Consider the following 17,719-nt stretch of genomic DNA (forward strand, 5'->3'; position numbering starts at 1 on the left):
GCCGGAAGCTGTCAGGTGTGACCTTCCGCGCGCTCGCCGCCGTCCCATCGCGCCCGTCTCATGTCGACGCGCGGCAGATGCCCCTCGGAGGCTCTGCTCGCCTCCTTCAGGGGCGTGCCCTCGTCGCGGTAGTGGGCCAGCGCCTCCAGTTCGTGACCCGGGAGCAGCACGCCGTCCGCGCGTATGACACGCCACCAGGGCACCGCTCCTCCGTAAAGGGCCATCACGCGGCCCACCTGGCGCGGCCCGCCCTGCTCGAGCCATTCGGCGACATCGCCGTACGTCATGACGCGTCCGGGCGGGATCAGCTCGGCGACCTCGAGCACCCGCTCCGCGTACTCCGGCAGGGCGTCCACCGGAAGGCTCTCCTCGCTCATCCGCCCCATCCTGCCCCACCCCACCGACAATGTGACGCGGTCACGACTGTGCGTATCTCTCGCCCCGCGACGAGGCTTGGGGCAGACTGTGCGCCCCCGCATTTGCACCCTGATGCCCCCGTGTGTCGGTCGGGCATGCCACCATCGTGCGGGCGGTGACTGGTGATACGAGATCAAGAAGAGACTATGAGGCAGCAGGGCGTGCACCCCGAAGACGCGGAGGGCACCTCCGAGGCCTCGTCACGCCCGGACACCGACGGCGTCGGCGAGAAGGACGCGGGCGGGGCGAAGGCCGAGCCCACGACCGCCAAGGCGAGCGAGTCCGCCTCCGCGGCGTCCGCAAAGCGCACCCCTAAGACGTACGAAAACGAGAAGCAGCAGGTCAAGCAGGGCGCCGACTGCGCCGACGAGGCCCACGCCGACGAGGTAGAGGGCGACGAACCGCTGCTCCCCGCGCGCGTGCACCGTCCGTCCGATCTGATGCGGCTCCTGGTCGGCTTCCTCGCGATCGTCGTGGTGCTCGCGATCGCCGCGTTCGCGCACGGCACCACCTCGGGGCTCGAACAGGACATCAACAAGGGCACGGGCCAGGCACCCGATCTACTGATCAAGATCGCGGGTCTGGCGTCCAGCATCGCGATCCTCCTGGTGCCCGTCGCCTTCGCCATCGAGCGGTTGATCAAGCGGGACGGGCTGCGCATCGCCGACGGTGTCCTCGCCGCGGTGCTGGCGCACGGAGTGACACTCGCGACGGACCTGTGGGTCGCGAAGGCCGCCCCCGACTCCATCCAGGAGGCGCTCACCCAGCCCTCGCCGGGTGACATCCACGCCCTCACCGACCCCGTGCACGGCTATCTCGCGCCGGTCATCGCGTACATGACGGCCGTCGGCATGTCCCGCAGACCGCGCTGGCGCGCGGTGCTGTGGGTGGTGCTGCTCCTGGACGCCTTCTCCATGCTGGTCACCGGCTATACGACGCCGTTCTCGATCATCCTGACGGTGCTGATCGGCTGGACCGTCGCATACGGGACGCTGTACGCGGTCGGCTCGCCGAACGTGCGGCCCACCGGACGGACGCTGATGGCGGGCCTGCGGCATGTGGGCTTCCACCCGGTGAGCGCGGCCCGCGAGGAGGCACCGGAGGCCACGGAGAACGGCGACCGCGGTCGGCGCTACTTCGTCACCCTGGAGGACGGCCCACCGCTGGACGTCACGGTGGTCGACCGCGAGCAGCAGGCGCAGGGCTTCTTCTATCGTGTGTGGCGCCGGCTGACGCTGCGCGGGATCACCACGCGCCGCAGCCTCCAGTCGCTGCGCCAGGCCCTGGAGCAGGAGGCCCTCCTCGCGTACGCGGCCATCGCGGCCGGGGCGAACGCGCCCAAGCTGATCGCGACCTCGGAACTCGGTCCGGACGCCGTGATCCTCGTCTACGAGCACACCGGTGGCCGCACCCTCGACTCGCTGCCCGACGAGCTCATCACCGACGATCTGCTGCGCGACACCTGGCATCAGGTGCAGGCACTGCAGTCCCGGCGCATCGCGCACCGCAGACTCGCGGGTGACGCGATCTTGGTGGATCGTTCCGGCACGGTGGTCCTCACCGATCTGCGCGGCGGCGAGATCGCGGCCGGAGACCTGCTGCTGCGCATGGACATCGCCCAGCTGGTCACCACGCTCGGACTGCGCGTAGGCGCGGAGCGCGCGGTGGCGTCGGCGGTGGGCGTACTCGGCCCGGACGCGGTCGCCGACTGCCTGCCGATGCTGCAGCCGATCGCGCTGTCCCGCTCCACGCGCGCGACGCTGCGGAAACTGGCCCGGGAGCGCGCACAGCGCGAGCGGGACGCCGTGCTGGAGGCTTCCCGGCAGGACAGACTCGCTCGCGCCGAGGAAGCCAAGGAAGACACCGCGGTCGCACTGGAAAAGCCCGACAAGAAGGCCGTACGCGCCGAACAGCGGGCCGAGAAGCGGGCGATCGGCGAGGCTCTGGACGAGGCGCGCGAGGAGGATCTGCTCACCCAGATCCGCCACCAGGTGCTGCTGATCAGGCCGCAGGCACCGGTCGAACCGGCCCGCCTCGAGCGCGTCCGGCCGCGCACCCTGATCAGCTTCATCGCCGGCGCGATCGGCGCGTACTTCCTGCTGACGCAGCTCACCCATATCGAGTTCGGAACCCTGTTCGACAACGCCGAGTGGGGCTGGGTCGCCGCGGCGGTGCTGTTCTCGGCGCTGAGCTACTTCGCGGCGGCCATGAGCCTGCTCGGCTTCGTGCCCGAGCGGGTGCCGTTCGTGCGGACCGTGGCGGCGCAGGTCGCAGGCTCGTTCGTGAAGATCGTGGCCCCCGCGGCGGTCGGCGGTGTCGCCCTGAACACGCGCTTCCTGCAGCGTGCCGGGGTGCGGCCGGGTCTCGCGGTGGCGAGCGTCGGCGCGTCGCAGCTGTTCGGTCTCGGCTGCCACATCCTGATGCTGCTGTCCTTCGGCTATCTGACCGGCACCGAGAAGACGCCGTCCCTGTCGCCGTCCCGCACGGTCATCGCGGGTCTGCTGACGGTCGCGGTGCTGGTTCTCGTGGTGACGTCGGTGCCCTTCCTGCGCAAATTCATCGTCACGCGCGTGAGGTCGCTGTTCGCGGGCGTGGTACCGCGCATGCTCGATGTGCTGCAGCGGCCGCAGAAGCTGGTCACCGGCATCGGCGGCATGTTGCTGCTCACCGCCTGCTTCGTGATGTGTCTGGACGCCTCGATCCGCGCGTTCGGCCACGAGGAGACCACCACACTCAGCCTCGCCAGCGTCGCGGTCGTCTTCCTCGCCGGCAACGCGCTGGGCTCCGCGGCGCCGACCCCCGGCGGCGTGGGTGCGGTCGAGGCCAGCCTCACGCTCGGTCTCATCGCCGTCGGCCTCCCCAAGGAGGTCGCGGCGCCCGCCGTGCTGCTGTACCGGCTGCTGACGCTGTGGCTTCCGGTGCTGCCGGGATGGCTGTTCTTCAACCACCTGACACGCAAGGGCGCACTGTAGGCGGCGTGCGGGGCCATCCGTGCGAGTCCACGGGCCGTCCCGTCCGCGTCCACCGGCCATCCCGTACGGGTCCACTGCGGGCCCTCACCCACACGGCTCGCGCCCCGAGCGTCCCGCCCTGCACGCCCGCAGGATGGAAGCATGCCGAACCCTCCCCAGCTGCGCGCCGCTGCCCTGACCGTCACCGCCCTCCTGCTGTTCTCCTTGATGACGGGTTGCAGCGACGGCTCCAAGGACGAGGACCTGACGGCTCAGAAGCTGAACTGGAAGGAGTGCCCGGCACCGTCCGAGTCCGAGGGCGGCGGCAACGCTCCCTCACCCCTGCCGGGCGGTACGGAGTGGCAGTGCGCCACCCTGAAGGCACCCCTCGACTGGGCCGAGCCGAAGGGCGACACGATCGGGCTCGCGCTGATCCGGGCGAAGACGAGCGGTGACCCGAGCAAGCGCATCGGTTCGCTGATCTTCAACTTCGGCGGGCCGGGGGGCTCGGGCGTCACCACACTGCCCGCCTTCGGCGAGGACTACGCCAAGCTGCGCACCCGCTACGACCTGGTGAGCTTCGACCCGCGCGGGGTCGGCCGCAGCGCGGGCGTGAAGTGCGAGGACGACAGCCAGCTCGACGAGTTCTTCCAGCAGGACGCCACCCCGGACGACACCGCCGAGCAGCAGAAGCTCCTGAAGAACACCGAGACGTTCAACGCGGCCTGCGACAAGAACTCCGGCAAGATCCTCCTCCACGTCCGTACGACCGACGCGGCTCGTGACATGGACCTGATGCGGCAGGTGCTCGGCGACGCCAAGCTGTACTACTTCGGCATCTCGTACGGCACCGAACTGGGCGGCGTCTACGCCCACTTGTTCCCCAAGAAGGTGGGACGCGCCGTCTTCGACGCGGTCGTCGACCCGACACAGAACCCCGAGCAGAGCTCGCTGGGGCAGGCCAAGGGCTTCCAGCTCGCCCTTGACAACTTCGCCGAGGACTGCACCTCGAAGACCGAGGACTGCCCGATCGGCGACACCCCGCAGGACGTCAAGGACCGCATCGCCAAACTGCTGAAGGAGCTCGACACCAAGCCGATCCCCGGCGTCTTCCCCCGTCAGCTCACCCAGACCGCCGCGACGAACGGCATCGCTCAGGCGCTGTACTCCAAGGACTTCTGGGAGTACCTGACAGAGGGCCTTGAGCAGGCGTACGACGGTGACGGCAAGGTGTTGATGCTGCTGTCGGACTCGATGAACGGACGCAGCGAGAACGGCCAGTACAGCAACATCGTCCCGGCGAACATCTCCATCAACTGCGCCGACGACAAGCCGCGATACACCTCGAACTACGTCGAGTCGAAGGTTCCGGAGTTCCGGGCCGCCTCGCCGCTGTTCGGCGACTATCTGGCCTGGGGCATGGTCAGCTGCACCGACTGGGCCGTGGCGGGCGCGGCCGACCACCCGAACGTCAGCGCCGCCGGTGCGGCGCCGATCCTCGTCGTCGGCAACACCGGCGACCCGGCCACACCGTACGAAGGGGCGAAGAAGATGGTGGACGCGCTGGGCAAGGGAGTCGGTGTCGAGCTGACGTACAAGGGCCAGGGGCACGGGGCGTACGACAGCAAGAACAAGTGCGTGCAAAGCGCTGTGAACGGCTACCTGCTGGAGGGGACCGTACCGCCGGCCGGGACCGTCTGCTCATAGAAAGCAGCAGGTCAATGCGTTATCCACAGGGCTCGGCTGCGGCCGACCGACGACGCCTAATATGGCTTGCATGTGATCCGCGACTTCGAGCGGATCACGGGCGAGGGGGAAGTTCATGACACGTTTGGCACGGTGGACAGCCGCGGCGGCCGCCGCGTTGCTGGTGGCCGGCTGCAGCAGCGGCTCGCCGGGGGACGGCACGGGCGAGGGGAAGAACAGCGATATGCCGTCGGCCGTCGCTCCCTCTTCCGGCACGGCCTCGGGTCTGCCCGCCTCGCTCACCTCGCAGAAGCTCGACTGGGGCCGCTGCAAGGGAAGTTCGAACTCCCCCGCACCGGGCAGCGGCTGGCAGTGCGCCACGCTGAAGGTGCCCCTGGACTACGCGAAGCCGGACGGCGGGACGATCGGCCTCGCGCTGATCCGTTCGAAGGCCACCGGCGGCCAGAGCAAGCGCATCGGCTCCCTCCTGTTCAATTTCGGCGGCCCTGGCGGCTCGGGCGTCTCCACGATGCCCGCGTACGAAAGCGTCGTGGGTCCGCTCCACGAGCGGTACGACCTGGTGAGCTGGGACCCGCGCGGCGTCGCCGCCAGCGAGGGCGTGCGCTGCCGCGGCGACAAGGCGATCCAGGCCGCCGAGTCGGTGGACGCCACACCGGACGACGCGACCGAGGAAGCGGCGTACTTCAAGGACGCCGCCGACTTCGGCAAGGGCTGCGAGAAGGCCGAGGGAAAGCTGCTGTCACACGTCTCGACGACGGACACTGCCCGCGACATGGACCTGATGCGCCAAGTCCTCGGCGACCAGAAGATGCACTACTTCGGCATCTCCTACGGCACCGAACTCGGCGGGGTGTACGCCCACTTGTTCCCCAAGAACGTGGGCCGTCTGATCCTGGACGCCGTCGTCGACCCGAGTGCCGACACGGTGGGCCACGCCAAGAACCAGACCCTGGGCTTCCAGCGCGCGCTGAACGACTACCTCAAATCCACGGGCCAGGACCCGAAGCAGGGTTCCCAGAAGATCGTGGACCTGCTGAACCGGATCGATGCCAAGCCGCTGCCGACATCCAGTGGCCGCAAACTCACTCAGACTCTCGCGCTCACCGGCATCGTCCTGCCGCTGTACAGCAAGGAGGGCTGGCCACGCCTGACCAGCGCCCTCAAGGACGCAGAGAACGGGGACGGTTCGCAGCTGCTGGAGTTCGCCGACGGCTACAACGACCGTGACTCCGCGGGGCACTACGGCACGACGACGCATTCACAACGGGTCATATCGTGCTTGGACGACAAGCAGCGGCCGACACCCGAGGAGACGAAGAAGCTGCTACCCGAGTTCGAGAAGATCTCGCCCGTCTTCGGGGACTTCATGGGCTGGGACACGGCGGGTTGGTGCCACGACTGGCCGGTGGCCGGTCAGTACGACAACCCGGAGGTCAGCGCGCCGGGAGCCGAGCCCATCCTGGTCGTCGGCAACACCGGGGACCCGGCGACGCCGTACGAGGGCGCTCGCAGGATGGCCGACGAGCTGGGCAAGGGCGTCGGAGTCGAGCTCACCTGGAAGGGCGAGGGCCATGGGGCGTACGGGAGTGGCAGCGACTGCGTCGACTCGACCGTGAACAGCTATCTGCTGAAGGGGACGGTGCCGAAGGACGGCAAGGTCTGCGCGTCGTAGCAGTCCCTGCCGGTCGGCGACACCTGCCCCGGGCCGCGCGGATGGCCCCGTGCACAACGGCGCGGATCGCCCCGTGCACAACGGCGCGGGTAGTCCTGTGGGCAGCGGCGCGCGCCGCACGACGGACCACGGAGCTCACCACACCGCGGGCAGCGGAAAGGGGCCCGGCACCTGCGGTGCCGAGCCCCTCCTCCGAAGAGGGTGTACGCCTAGTACACCGGCTTGTCCGGCTCGATCTGGTTGACCCAGCCGATCACGCCGCCGCCGACGTGGACCGCGTCCGAGAAGCCCGCGGACTTCAGGACGGCGAGGACTTCCGCACTGCGGACACCCGTCTTGCAGTGCAGGACGATCTTCTTGTCCTGCGGCAGGGTCTCCAGGGCGGTGCCCATAAGGAACTCGTTCTTCGGGATCAGCTTGGCGCCGGGGATCGAGACGATCTCGTACTCGTTGATCTCGCGGACGTCGATGATCTCGATGTTCTCACCGTCGTCGATCCACTCCTTGAGCTGCTTGGGAGTGATCGTCGAGCCGGCGGCCGCCTCCTGGGCCTCCTCGGACACGACGCCGCAGAAGGCCTCGTAGTCGATGAGCTCGGTGACGGTGGGGTTCTCGCCGCAGACCGCGCAGTTCGGGTCCTTGCGGACCTTGACCTGGCGGTACTGCATCTCCAGCGCGTCGTAGATCATCAGGCGGCCGACGAGCGGCTCGCCCGTGCCGGTGAGGACCTTGATCGCCTCGGTGACCTGGATGGAGCCGATGGACGCGCACAGTACGCCCAGGACGCCGCCCTCGGCGCAGGAGGGAACCATGCCCGGCGGCGGGGGCTCCGGGTAGAGGCAGCGGTAGCAGGGGCCGTACTCGGACCAGAAAACCGAGGCCTGTCCGTCGAAGCGGTAGATCGAGCCCCACACGTACGGCTTGTTGAGGAGCACGCACGCGTCGTTGACCAGGTAGCGGGTCGCGAAGTTGTCCGTGCCGTCGACGATCAGGTCGTACTGGCTGAAGATGTCCATCACGTTCTCGGCCTCGAGCCGCTCTTCGTGAAGGATCACGTTCACGTACGGGTTGATGCCCAGGACGGAGTCGCGGGCCGACTCGGCCTTGGAGCGGCCGATGTCCGCCTGGCTGTGGATGATCTGGCGCTGCAGGTTCGACTCGTCGACCTCGTCGAACTCCACGATGCCGAGCGTGCCCACGCCCGCGGCGGCCAGGTACATCAGCGCCGGCGATCCGAGGCCACCGGCGCCCACACAGAGCACCTTGGCGTTCTTCAGCCGCTTCTGCCCGTCCATGCCCACGTCGGGGATGATCAGGTGGCGGGAGTACCTGCGGACCTCGTCTACGGTGAGCTCAGGAGCTGGCTCGACCAGGGGTGGCAGCGACACGGGGGCTCCGTTGGTCGGTCAATCACTACAGTTGTTCTCCCCGTAACACTGCCACGCCCTTCTTCATTCCGAGACACCCGTTCCGATCCGCGAGACGATTTCGTCCCAGTAGCCGGGCATCGTCTCCCAGGGGTCGGCTCGGCCGCCGTGGTCCGTGCGGTCGGTGAAGTAGATCGTCGAGGCGCCCTGCCAGCGGGCGATGCGCAGCGCCTCTTCCAGGTGGCCGCGCGGCACACCGTGGACGAAGTGGCAGAAGCGCTCGGGCGGATAGTCGGCGGTCCACTCGGCGACCTGCGACCAGCGATAGTCGCTCCAGGGGCCGGAGAAGGTCACCAGCTGGTCGGCGCTCTCCGCATAGCCGGGGTACGGGTGGCCGCCGTGGCCCAGCACGATGTGTGCGCCGTCGCAGAGCGCGCGGAGCGTGGTGATCGTGCGGCGGACCTCGGGGAGCGCGGCGCGCTCGGTGGGGCAGCGGTCCAGGAGGAAGCCGTCGACCCGGTACCAGTCGAGATACTGGTGGGCGTCGGAGATCAACTCGCCGAAGTTGCGTGCGCCGTAGGTGGTGCCCAGATGCCCGAGGATCCGGACCCCCGCGTTGCGCAGCCGTCCGGCGGCCTCCAGGCAGTGCGGGTCGGGGCGCGTTCCGGGGCCGCCCGCCACGTTCAGGACGACCCAGTGCAAGGGGGTCCCGGGGCGGGTGAGTTCGCCCCACTCCACGGGAGCGACGAGGGGGTGCGCATAGCCGGGGATGCCGAAGCCGAGGCCTAAATCGGTGCTCGCGGTGCCTGTTGCGGTGCTGGTCAGATACGGCATGCCGCCTCCATCCAGATGTCGGCGAGGGATTCCTCGAGGTTGATCCGGGGCCGCCAGCCGAGCCGATCGCGTGCGGTGCGCACGTCGGCCTGCTGCCAGCTGCCGCAGCCGTCCGGATAGGGGTACGCGACCGGGGCCACGTGGTCTGGTTCGGTGCGGGGGTGGCCGATGGATGTCCTCATGGGCCCGGGCGGGCCGTCGAGTTCGTGCAGGGCGCCGCCGTAGCCGGCCACGCGGGCGAGGACGGCGGCGGCGTCGCGGAGGCGTACGGCACGGCCGGAGCCGATGTTGATCACGCCTTGTGCGGCGGAGAGTGAGGCGGCGTGGACGGCGCGGGCGACGTCGCGTACGTCGATGAAGTCGCGTTGGACGCCGAGGCCGCCGAGTTTCAGTTCGCCGTCGCCCGACTGCATGGCGCGGCGCAGAGCCTCGGCGAGGCGGCCGAGCGGGGATCCGGCGGGGGTGCCGGGACCCGCGGGCGAGAAGACGCGGAGCACGACGGCGTCCAGGCCGGAGCCGAGGACCAGTTCGGTGGCGGCGAGCTTGCTCACGCCGTAGGGGCCGCCCGGGCGCGGCACGGCGTCCTCGGGAGTGGAGGAGCCGGGCTGGCTGGGCCCGTACTCTGCACCGCAGCCGATCTGGACGAGTCGTGCCCCGCAGCCGCTGCGGCGCAGGGCCTCGCAGACGGTGGCGACGGCGACGGTGTTGTGCCGGGTCAGTTCGCGGGCGCCGCCGCGGGTGGCGCCCGCGCAGTTGATGACGACTCCGGGGTGCACCGCGTCCAGGAAGCGGGTGAGTGCTCCGGGGCTGCCCGAGGCGAGGTCGAACCGTACGTCGGCGTCGTCGCCCCGGCCGAGCGCGGTGAGCTGTACGGCCGGGTCGGCGAGCAGTCTGTCGGCGACGAATCGGCCCAGGTATCCGTTGGCTCCGATCAGCAGGACCCTCATCGGGCGGCTCCCGGGGCGGATTCTCCGGTTCGGGAGGTGATCATCTGGCGTTCTCCTTCGAGGTGATGCCGTAGGTCGGGGAGAGGGCCCGCGGTGTCGGCCCCGCGGGAGAGGGGTGCGGGCGCCTCCGGCGTGGGGCGCCTGCGGGCTTGTGGTTGCAGCCGTCGGGCGTTCTCGCGGCCGCTGTTGAGCGCCTGCGGGCTTGTGACATTGCAGCCGTCGGGCGTTCTCGCCGCCGCGGTGGGGCGCCTGCGGTGGGGCGGGGGCGTCGTGCGTCCTCGTCGCCGCCGCAGGACGCGTGCGGTCGCGGGGTGAGCAGGGGCCGTCGTGCGTCCTCGTCGCCGCCGCAGGACGCGTGCGGTCGCGGGGTGAGCAGGGGCCGTCGTGCGTCCTCGTCGCCGTCGCAGGACGCGTGCGGTCGCGGGGTGAGCAGGGGCCGTGCCGGTACATCCGCCCGTTGCGGGGTGGGCGCTTGTGCCACGCTCAACTTGGCTGGGGTGAGCAACGGGCACTCGATGTACCGGCACGGCCCCTTCCGCCGGTCCGGCGACTGCGGGTGCGTGGGGGCTTGCGTCCGCCGCGACAAGGCGCGTGTCCGCGCTCCGGTGGCCCGTCACAGCGGCTCGCCCGGCGGTGTCGCGTGGGCCGAGGCCCGGGTCAGGGTGCGCGTCGAGTGGATGAGGAGGACGAGGGCCGCCGCGCCGCACACCAGCGCCGGTACGGCGCCCGGTCCCCAGGCGCCGACGACGGTCTCGACGGGGGTGACCAGGAACGAGCAGCCGGGGAGGCGACCCGCGAAGACCGTGGCCAGGGCCATCGCCTCGGCCCCACCCGCGACGGCGAGCACGACGGCCGGGGCGTGGGTGAAGCCTCGCGCCGTGAGCAGCCGGGCGAGCAGGAGCAGTGCGCCGAGGGCACCGGCTCCGGCGTACGCCGCAGGCTCGCCCAGCGCGGCGCCGCACAGCGCGAGCAGCCCGACGAGGGCACACAGGAACAGGCCGAACACCCCGAGGAGCAGGGGCTGTACGGAGGCGGCGAACTCCTCAAGGCCGCGGCTCGCGGTCAGCCTTCGGCTCGCACGTACGGCGAAGACGTGGGCGCACCAGGCTGCCGGGGCACAGGCCAGTGCGAGGGCCAGTACGGGTGCGGTGGCCAGGGGCCAGGGGCCGTCGGGGCCGCCGTCGAGGCCGGCGCTCAGCAGTCCGTCGCCGAGGAGGGCGTATGCGATGAGCCAGCACGTCCACGCGCGCGTGGCGCCTGTCGTACGGTGGCCGGTGTTCAGGGGGCCGCGGCGGAGGGCGACCCGCAGGCCGAGCGCCACGGCCAGGGCACCGACCGCGGCGACCGCGAGGCGCGGCCGGCCGTCGGTGATCCGCAGCCCCACCACGGCTGCCGCGCAGAGGGCACCCGGCACCAGGGCGAGCACCGCCCAGTCGGCGCGCGCGCCGGGGCGCTCCGGGGTCTCCGGGCAGGGCGCGGGCTCTCCGTCACGCGCCACGCGCGCGTACATCTCCTCGGCGAGCGAGAACACGTCACGGTGCCGGAACCGCGCGGCGGTCCTGTCGGTCACCCCGTGCGCCTCCAAACCCGCCGCGATCTCCAACGGGTCCACGGCCCGCTCACAGAGCTCACGGTGACGGTGCATCAGGGCTTTCACGGGGTCCACGGCACCACGACGCCCGGGGGAGGCAGGAGGCGAAGAGGGAGAGGTGGTGGGGGCGGGGGAGGCAACGGAGGCAGTGGAGGCGGTGGGCTTGCGAGCGCCACCGCCCGTGCGGCCCGCACCATCAGCTCCGCCCGCATCGGCCGGATCACCCGCATCGCCCGAGCCGACCGAGCCGACCGAGCCGACCGAGCCGACCGAGCCAGCGTGTGAACCACCCGTGTCGCCCGCGTCGGCCTGCGCTCCCCCCGCATCGTCGCTCGCCGCTCGGGACAGGGCTCCGGCCCGACCAGCGAGGTCGGCCCCCTCGGACATCCCTTCCGCCTCGTCCATCTCCCCGCCCCCCGTCACCAACCACTCCTCCGACCGCGCGTCCCAGGCGCCAGGGCTGTTCGGCCTGCCTGGGCGGTCCAGTGCTCCGAGTTCGCTCATCACGCGCCCTCCCCGGCGACCAGGGGAACCGTGGCCCGAACCGGCGCCCCCGCCGCCCAGCGCGGTCGGCCCGCAGCCATGAGGTGGGTCTCGGTCCAGCAGCCGGGTACGTGGGCCTCGGCCGGCACTCCGAAGGGCAGCGGCTCACCCTCGTCGTCCACGACCACCCGACGCACCGGGGAGTGCGAGACGATCTCCAGGTAAATGCCGTGAAACGCCGCGATGTTCTGCTCGACGGTGAACAGTTCGAGGGCGCGTGCGCGGGCAGCGGCGCCCAGGCGCTCACGACGCTCGGGATCGCGCAGCAGCGCCACGCACGCCTCGGCGAGCGCCCGCGGATTGCGTGGCGGTACCACAAGCCCCGTACCGCCGATGACTTCGACGACCGCGCCCACGTCCGTGGAGACCGTGGCGCGGCCGCAGAACATGGCCTCGACAAGGCTGATCGGGAAGCCCTCGACGACGCTGGACAGGACGATCACCGATCCGGAGGCGTACGCCTCCGCGAGGCTCGGGACCTCCGGACCGCCGATCTCCTCGAAGGACACCGGGTTGTCACCGACCGCGTGCACGCCCTCCGCCTCGTCGGGGAAGAGTTGCGCGGCCAGCGCCTTGCAGTGGGCCAGATAGGTCGCGCCCTCCGGCCCGTCGGCGGGCGCGCCGACGATCCGCAGCCGGGTCTTCGGTTCCTCCTTGCGGATCTCCGCGAACGAGTGCAGCAGCGAGATCAGGTCCTTGGCCGGTTCGATGCGGCCGACCCACACCAGCGTGTCCGGGTCCGCGCACCTGCTGCCCTCCGCGCTCTCCCCCACCTCCGCGAAGCGGGACGCCTCCATGCCGGGATAGACGGTGCGCAGCTTGGCGCGGTCGGCGCCGCAGCGCTCCTGCCAGCGGCGGGCGTGCGTGTTGCCGGGCGTGATGAGCGCGGCCGCGCGGTAGACCTCGGCGGCGAGCCTGCCGTGGAACGCGGCGAGCAGCGCCCGTACGGCGGGGACCTCCCCAACAGTGGCGGGGGCCAGGTAGTGCGCCCGTAACTGCACCCCGTACTCCGTGACCAGCAGTGGAACGCCGGAGAAGTGCCGTGCGAGGAGGCCGGGCAGCGCCGCCGCGCCGCCGGCCGCGGCGTGGCACAGGTCGACCGAGTCGAGCCCGTCGTCCTCGTACCAGTCCAGTGAGAGGGGGCGCAGCGCGCGTTCGACATGGGCGGCGACGGCGAGCAGATCGGGTACACGCGCGGTGCGGGCGGCGCGCAGTGCGCCGGGCGCGCGACAGGCGCGCTCCAACGCGCGCACGGCGCCCTCGGAGCGCAGCGCTCCGACCAGGCCGCCCTCGTCCCGGGCGAGTTCGGCGAGCCCGTACAGCGCACTGACGAAACGGTCCGCCTCAACACCGCGAGATGCCGCCGAGCCGCCGAGAGCCCCCGCACGACCGGAGACCCCCGGTCCGCCGGGTGCCCTCACGTCGGCATCGGGAGTCCCCGGCCCCTCGCACATCGCCGCGGCCAGTTCCCCGTACGCGTCCGCGAACCGCCGGCGCGCCCGCCGCCCGTACACCACCCCGTCGTCCTCGGCGGTCCACAGCGGTGCCGTTCGCACCCTGCTGACCTGGGGCGGCAGCTGGATCCAGCCCTCGTCCTCCTGCCGCTCGCTGCGGCTGAGCGCGTAGATGTCGAACTCATGCTGCCCGAGCCCGCGCACGAGCCGGTCGCACCAGAGTCTGGCGTCACCGCTCACATACGGATAGCCACCCTCCGTAAGCAGTCCGATGCGCACGAGTACACCCCCGATCTCCCGTATGGGGAGCCGCCGTTGACCCGGCGGCTCGCAGCGGGACGAAGGTATGCGGACATGACGGTGGCGCGACGGACGGTTGTCCATCGCGCCACCAAAAGGGGTGAACGGTCGTAACTTTCCCGTGCGGGCCGCGTTCCGTCGCGCTAGGGGATCAAGCAGTTACGTTTCGTTAGGTTCAACCCCTAGCGGTCCCCCTCACACCGCCCGGCCCGCTCACAGCGTCAGTCGCACTCGCGCCGTCGGGCCGCTCACGCCACGGCCAGCTCCCTTCGGGCCGTGCGGCGCCGTGCCGCGGCCTCCGGGTCGAGCGCCGGCACGGCGGCCAGCAGCTGCTTGGTGTAGGGGTCTCGCGGGGATTCGTACACCTCGTCGGCGGGCCCGTACTCGACGATTCGCCCGCGCCGCATCACCGCCACCCGGTCGCTGACCTGGCGTACGACCGCGAGATCGTGCGCCACGAACACCAGCGCCAGCCCCAGTTCCCGCTGCAACTCGCCGAGCAGGGCGACCACTTGGGCCTGAGTGGTGACGTCGAGCGCGGAGACCGGCTCGTCGCACACGATGACGCGCGGTTCGGCGGCGAGCGCCCGCGCGATGCCGACGCGCTGACGCTGTCCGCCGCTGAACTCGTGCGGATAGCGGTCGTAGTGCGCCGCTTCGAGACCCACGCGTTCAAGGAGTTCCCGTACCCGCCCCCGGATGCGCCCCTCGTCCCGTTCGCCGCGCGCCCGCAGCGGGTCGGCGATGGACTCGCCCACGCTGCGCCGGGGGTTGAGCGAGGAGACCGGGTCCTGGAAGACCATCTGCACGGAGGGGCTTACGCCGGACTGTGCGCGCCCCTCGTAGCGGACCGCGCCGGTCGTGGGCTCCAGGAGCCCCACGAGCATCCGGCCCAGCGTCGTCTTCCCGCTGCCGCTCTCACCGACGATGCCGAGGGTCTCGCCCCGGTGGATCGCGAGCGACACATCGTCGACCGCAGCGAACTGCCGCTTCCCGCGCCCGAATTCGCGGCGCAGGTCCACCGCTTCGAGGACGACCTCGTCCGACACGCCACCGTCCGACTCACGCGGCGCGTCCACCCGCGGCACCGCGCCCAGCAGCTCCTGCGTGTACGTCTCCCGGGGCGCCCCGAGAACCGTCGCGACCGACCCGTGTTCGACCGCGCGGCCGTGACGCATGACGAGGATCTCGTCCACGCTCTCGGCGGCGACCCCGACGTCGTGCGTGACCAGCAGCAGGCCCATCCCGGTCTCCTCCCGCAAGGTGTGCAGGAGGTCGAGGATCTGGGCCTGGACGGTCACGTCGAGGGCGGTGGTCGGCTCGTCGGCGATCAGCAGGTCGGGTTCGCAGGCCAAGGCCATGGCGATGAGGGCGCGTTGGCGCATGCCGCCACTGAACTCGTGCGGGCGCGAGCGGGCGCGGCGAGCCGCGTCCGGGATGCCGACGCGATCGAGCACCTCGACGGCACGCGCGCGTGCCGCTCGCCGGGACGCCCTCACATGCACCCGGTACACCTCGGCGATCTGGTCGCCGACCGCGTAGTACGGGTCGAGGGACGACAGCGGGTCCTGGAAGACCATGGCGGCCTTCCCGCCGCGCAACCGTCGCAGTTCGTCGTCGGACGCCCGCTGTACGTCGCTGCCGGCCACGTGCACCGCGCCGCCGACGACGGCACCCGTCCCCCGGTGCAGCCCCAGCAGGGCGGACGCGACCGTCGACTTGCCCGAGCCGGACTCGCCGACCAGGCCGAGTGCGGCGCCCTTCTCCAGCCGGAAGGAGAGCCCGTCGACGGCGCGCAGCGACCCGAATCCGACCGTCAGGTCGGTGACTTCCACCAGGCTCATGCGAGCACCACCCGTCGGTCGGCCACCGCGTACAGCACGTCCGCGACAGCGTTGGCGAGAACCACGAAGAAGCCGATGACCAGGACCATGCCGACGACCACCGGCAGGTCGACGACGTTCACCGCGTGCACCAGCTCCTGTCCGATGCCGGGCAGTCCGAAGAGCGTCTCGGTGAGCACCGCGCCGCCGACCGCCGAGCCGACGTTGTTGGCGTTCAGCGCGATGACCGGCGCGAACGCGCCGCGCAGCGCGTGCCGCCCGATGATCGACCGCTCGCCGACGCCATACGCGCGGAAGGTCCTGATGTGGTCCTCGGCGAGCGTCTCCAGCATCGACGCCCTGGTCAGCCGGGCGAACGCGGCGGCCTCGACGAGAGCGAGCGAGAACCACGGCAGCAGCAGGTTCCACGCCCACTGCTCGGGGTCGTCGGTGAAGTCGACGTACTGCGGGAAGGGCAGCAGCTGCAGCTGGCCACAGACGACGATCATCAGCACCAGGCCGATCACGAAGACGGGAGTGGCCACGCCCGCGAGCGTGATGCCGGTCAGCACACGCTCGCTCAGCCGGCCGCGCCGCCACGCGGAGAGCACGCCGGTGCCGACACCGAGGACCAGCCACAGCACCATCGCGCCGAACACCAGCGACAGGCTGACCGGCAGCTTCGTCAGGATCAGCTGCGTGACCTGCTGGTCGGTCTGGTACGACAGGCCGAGACAGGGCGCCGAGCAGTGCTGCACCGACGTACCCGTCGAGTAGTCCTGGCCGGCGACGATGCCCTGAAGGAAGTGCCCGTAGCGCACGTACAGCGGGTCGTCGAGATGCAGTTGCTCGGCGACCTGGTGGACTTGGACGGGCGAGCAGCGCGGGCCGCAGGTGATCTGGGCGACGTTGCCGGGCGTGGCGTAGAAGACCAGGTAGATGATCAACGAGATGGCGAACAGGGTGACTACGGTGCCGATGGCGCGGCGCAGCACGAAGCCGCCGAAGCCGTTCACGCCTTGACCTCCTTCGTCGCACTCGTGTCCGCCGTCCCGTAGCTCGCGCGAGCCGTTCCAGCGCCCGCGTCCGCCGTCGTGGCGCCCGCGCTCGCCCCCGCGTCCGCCTTGGCCTCGCGCCTGCGCCCCGTACCGACGCGCAGGCGCGAGGCCGCGCGTGGGTCGAGTGCGGTGCGCACGCCGTCGCCGAGAACGGTCAAGGCGAGGACGGTGACGAACAGCGCGCCGGCGGGCAGCAGCAGGTACTGCGGCGCCGCCTGGTACCAGACGTCGGCGGCGGTGAGCATCTGCCCCCACGACGGCGTCGGCGGTTTCACACCGACCCCGAGGAACGACAGGGCGGCCTCGACGCTGATGTTCTGCGGCACGAGGAGGGCGGAGTAGGTGATGACCGGCGCGGCAAGGCCGGGCAGCAGCTCACGGCGGGCGATCCGCCAGGCGCCCCAGCCGCTGAGCCGGGCGGCGGAGACGTAGTCGAGCTCCTTGAGGGTGAGTGTCTGGGCGCGCACGATCTTGGCGATGTTGCCCCAGGCGATCAGGCCGATGACGAGTGCGACCAGCACGGGCCGCGGGAAACTGCTGGGCACGATGGCCAGCAGCGCCAGCGACATGATCATCAGCGGCATCGCGACGATGATGTCGGTGGCACGGCTCAACAGTTGATCAACCCATCGGTTCCCGAGCGCGGCCGCGACGCCCACCACGACGCCGATGAAGACCTGTACCAGCGTGGCCGCCAGTGCGACACCCAGGGAGACCCGGGCGCCGTGGACGAGCCGTGCGAACAGATCGCGCCCGGTCTGCGGTTCGACGCCGAGCCAGTGGTCGCCGCTGATGCCGCCGAGCGATCCGACGGGCACGCCGCCACGCGCCGAGTCGATCAACGAAGGGTGGTACGTGGTCGGGTCCTGGCCCTCGATCGCCGTGAGCAGCGGCGCGGCGAGCGCGACCAGGACGAGCAGCGCGACGATGCCCGCCGCGACGAGGGCGGCGCGCTGCGCTCGCAGCCGCCGCCAGAACTGACGAGCCCCCGAGGCCCCCGGAACGGACGTGTCCGTCCCGGGGGCCGGAGAGGCGACAAGTGCCTCGCTCACGGT

General features: G+C 71.1%; 12 protein-coding genes. 3 read left to right on the forward strand and 9 right to left on the reverse strand.

Annotated features, from left to right (window positions below):
* Positions 1 to 11 precede the first annotated feature (11 nt).
* On the reverse strand, positions 12 to 377 hold the full coding sequence (locus ACZ4RZ_RS01340; RefSeq protein WP_467740877.1) for an MGMT family protein: 366 nt from the start codon (positions 375 to 377) through the stop codon (positions 12 to 14).
* A gap of 186 nt (positions 378 to 563) precedes the next feature.
* Between ACZ4RZ_RS01340 and ACZ4RZ_RS01345 the strand changes: the two genes are divergently transcribed.
* The 3 genes from ACZ4RZ_RS01345 to ACZ4RZ_RS01355 all read left to right on the forward strand — a co-directional run bounded on the left by ACZ4RZ_RS01345 (position 564) and on the right by ACZ4RZ_RS01355 (position 6,747).
* Positions 564 to 3,389, forward strand: coding sequence for a lysylphosphatidylglycerol synthase domain-containing protein (locus ACZ4RZ_RS01345; RefSeq protein ID WP_467740879.1), 2,826 nt, complete (start codon positions 564 to 566; stop codon positions 3,387 to 3,389).
* A gap of 141 nt (positions 3,390 to 3,530) precedes the next feature.
* Positions 3,531 to 5,075 (forward strand): alpha/beta hydrolase, encoded by a 1,545-nt coding sequence (locus tag ACZ4RZ_RS01350; protein WP_467740881.1) that lies wholly within the window; start codon positions 3,531 to 3,533, stop codon positions 5,073 to 5,075.
* A 115-nt stretch (positions 5,076 to 5,190) separates the two neighbouring features.
* The gene (locus ACZ4RZ_RS01355) at positions 5,191 to 6,747 is read left to right on the forward strand and encodes an alpha/beta hydrolase (RefSeq protein WP_467740883.1); all 1,557 of its coding nucleotides are present in this window, start codon (positions 5,191 to 5,193) and stop codon (positions 6,745 to 6,747) included.
* A 209-nt stretch (positions 6,748 to 6,956) separates the two neighbouring features.
* Here ACZ4RZ_RS01355 and moeZ read toward each other — a convergent pair whose 3' ends face one another.
* From moeZ to ACZ4RZ_RS01395, 8 genes are all read right to left on the reverse strand, one after another.
* The gene (gene moeZ / locus ACZ4RZ_RS01360) at positions 6,957 to 8,135 is read right to left on the reverse strand and encodes an adenylyltransferase/sulfurtransferase MoeZ (RefSeq protein WP_189189389.1); all 1,179 of its coding nucleotides are present in this window, start codon (positions 8,133 to 8,135) and stop codon (positions 6,957 to 6,959) included.
* 63 nt (positions 8,136 to 8,198) lie between these two features.
* Complete coding sequence (locus ACZ4RZ_RS01365; protein WP_467740885.1) at positions 8,199 to 8,948, reverse strand: spherulation-specific family 4 protein; 750 nt, start codon at positions 8,946 to 8,948, stop codon at positions 8,199 to 8,201.
* On the reverse strand, positions 8,936 to 9,895 hold the full coding sequence (locus ACZ4RZ_RS01370; protein WP_467740887.1) for an NAD-dependent epimerase/dehydratase family protein: 960 nt from the start codon (positions 9,893 to 9,895) through the stop codon (positions 8,936 to 8,938). Before ACZ4RZ_RS01370 ends, ACZ4RZ_RS01365 begins: the two co-directional genes overlap by 13 nt.
* 613 nt (positions 9,896 to 10,508) lie before the next feature.
* Entirely contained in the window at positions 10,509 to 11,990 is a 1,482-nt protein-coding gene (locus ACZ4RZ_RS01375; RefSeq protein WP_467740889.1) for a hypothetical protein, read from the reverse strand.
* Complete coding sequence (locus ACZ4RZ_RS01380; RefSeq protein WP_467740891.1) at positions 11,990 to 13,762, reverse strand: DUF3492 domain-containing protein; 1,773 nt, start codon at positions 13,760 to 13,762, stop codon at positions 11,990 to 11,992. Before ACZ4RZ_RS01380 ends, ACZ4RZ_RS01375 begins: the two co-directional genes overlap by 1 nt.
* A gap of 269 nt (positions 13,763 to 14,031) precedes the next feature.
* Complete coding sequence (locus ACZ4RZ_RS01385; protein WP_467740893.1) at positions 14,032 to 15,627, reverse strand: dipeptide ABC transporter ATP-binding protein; 1,596 nt, start codon at positions 15,625 to 15,627, stop codon at positions 14,032 to 14,034.
* Positions 15,624 to 16,622, reverse strand: coding sequence for an ABC transporter permease (locus ACZ4RZ_RS01390; RefSeq protein WP_467740895.1), 999 nt, complete (start codon positions 16,620 to 16,622; stop codon positions 15,624 to 15,626). Before ACZ4RZ_RS01390 ends, ACZ4RZ_RS01385 begins: the two co-directional genes overlap by 4 nt.
* On the reverse strand, positions 16,619 to 17,716 hold the full coding sequence (locus ACZ4RZ_RS01395) for an ABC transporter permease (RefSeq protein WP_467740897.1): 1,098 nt from the start codon (positions 17,714 to 17,716) through the stop codon (positions 16,619 to 16,621). Before ACZ4RZ_RS01395 ends, ACZ4RZ_RS01390 begins: the two co-directional genes overlap by 4 nt.
* Positions 17,717 to 17,719 lie beyond the last annotated feature (3 nt).

The sequence above is a fragment of the Streptomyces sp. NPDC027189 genome, from assembly GCF_055566975.1.

What these genes read in the sequence shown, in the direction of transcription:
- ACZ4RZ_RS01340 (WP_467740877.1), bottom strand. Translation starts at nt 377, where the DNA reads ATGAGCGAGGAGAGCCTTCCGGTGGACGCCCTGCCGGAGTACGCGGAG.
- ACZ4RZ_RS01345 (WP_467740879.1), top strand. Translation starts at nt 564, where the DNA reads ATGAGGCAGCAGGGCGTGCACCCCGAAGACGCGGAGGGCACCTCCGAG.
- ACZ4RZ_RS01350 (WP_467740881.1), top strand. Translation starts at nt 3,531, where the DNA reads ATGCCGAACCCTCCCCAGCTGCGCGCCGCTGCCCTGACCGTCACCGCC.
- ACZ4RZ_RS01355 (WP_467740883.1), top strand. Translation starts at nt 5,191, where the DNA reads ATGACACGTTTGGCACGGTGGACAGCCGCGGCGGCCGCCGCGTTGCTG.
- ACZ4RZ_RS01365 (WP_467740885.1), bottom strand. Translation starts at nt 8,948, where the DNA reads ATGCCGTATCTGACCAGCACCGCAACAGGCACCGCGAGCACCGATTTA.
- ACZ4RZ_RS01370 (WP_467740887.1), bottom strand. Translation starts at nt 9,895, where the DNA reads ATGAGGGTCCTGCTGATCGGAGCCAACGGATACCTGGGCCGATTCGTC.
- ACZ4RZ_RS01375 (WP_467740889.1), bottom strand. Translation starts at nt 11,990, where the DNA reads ATGAGCGAACTCGGAGCACTGGACCGCCCAGGCAGGCCGAACAGCCCT.
- ACZ4RZ_RS01385 (WP_467740893.1), bottom strand. Translation starts at nt 15,627, where the DNA reads ATGAGCCTGGTGGAAGTCACCGACCTGACGGTCGGATTCGGGTCGCTG.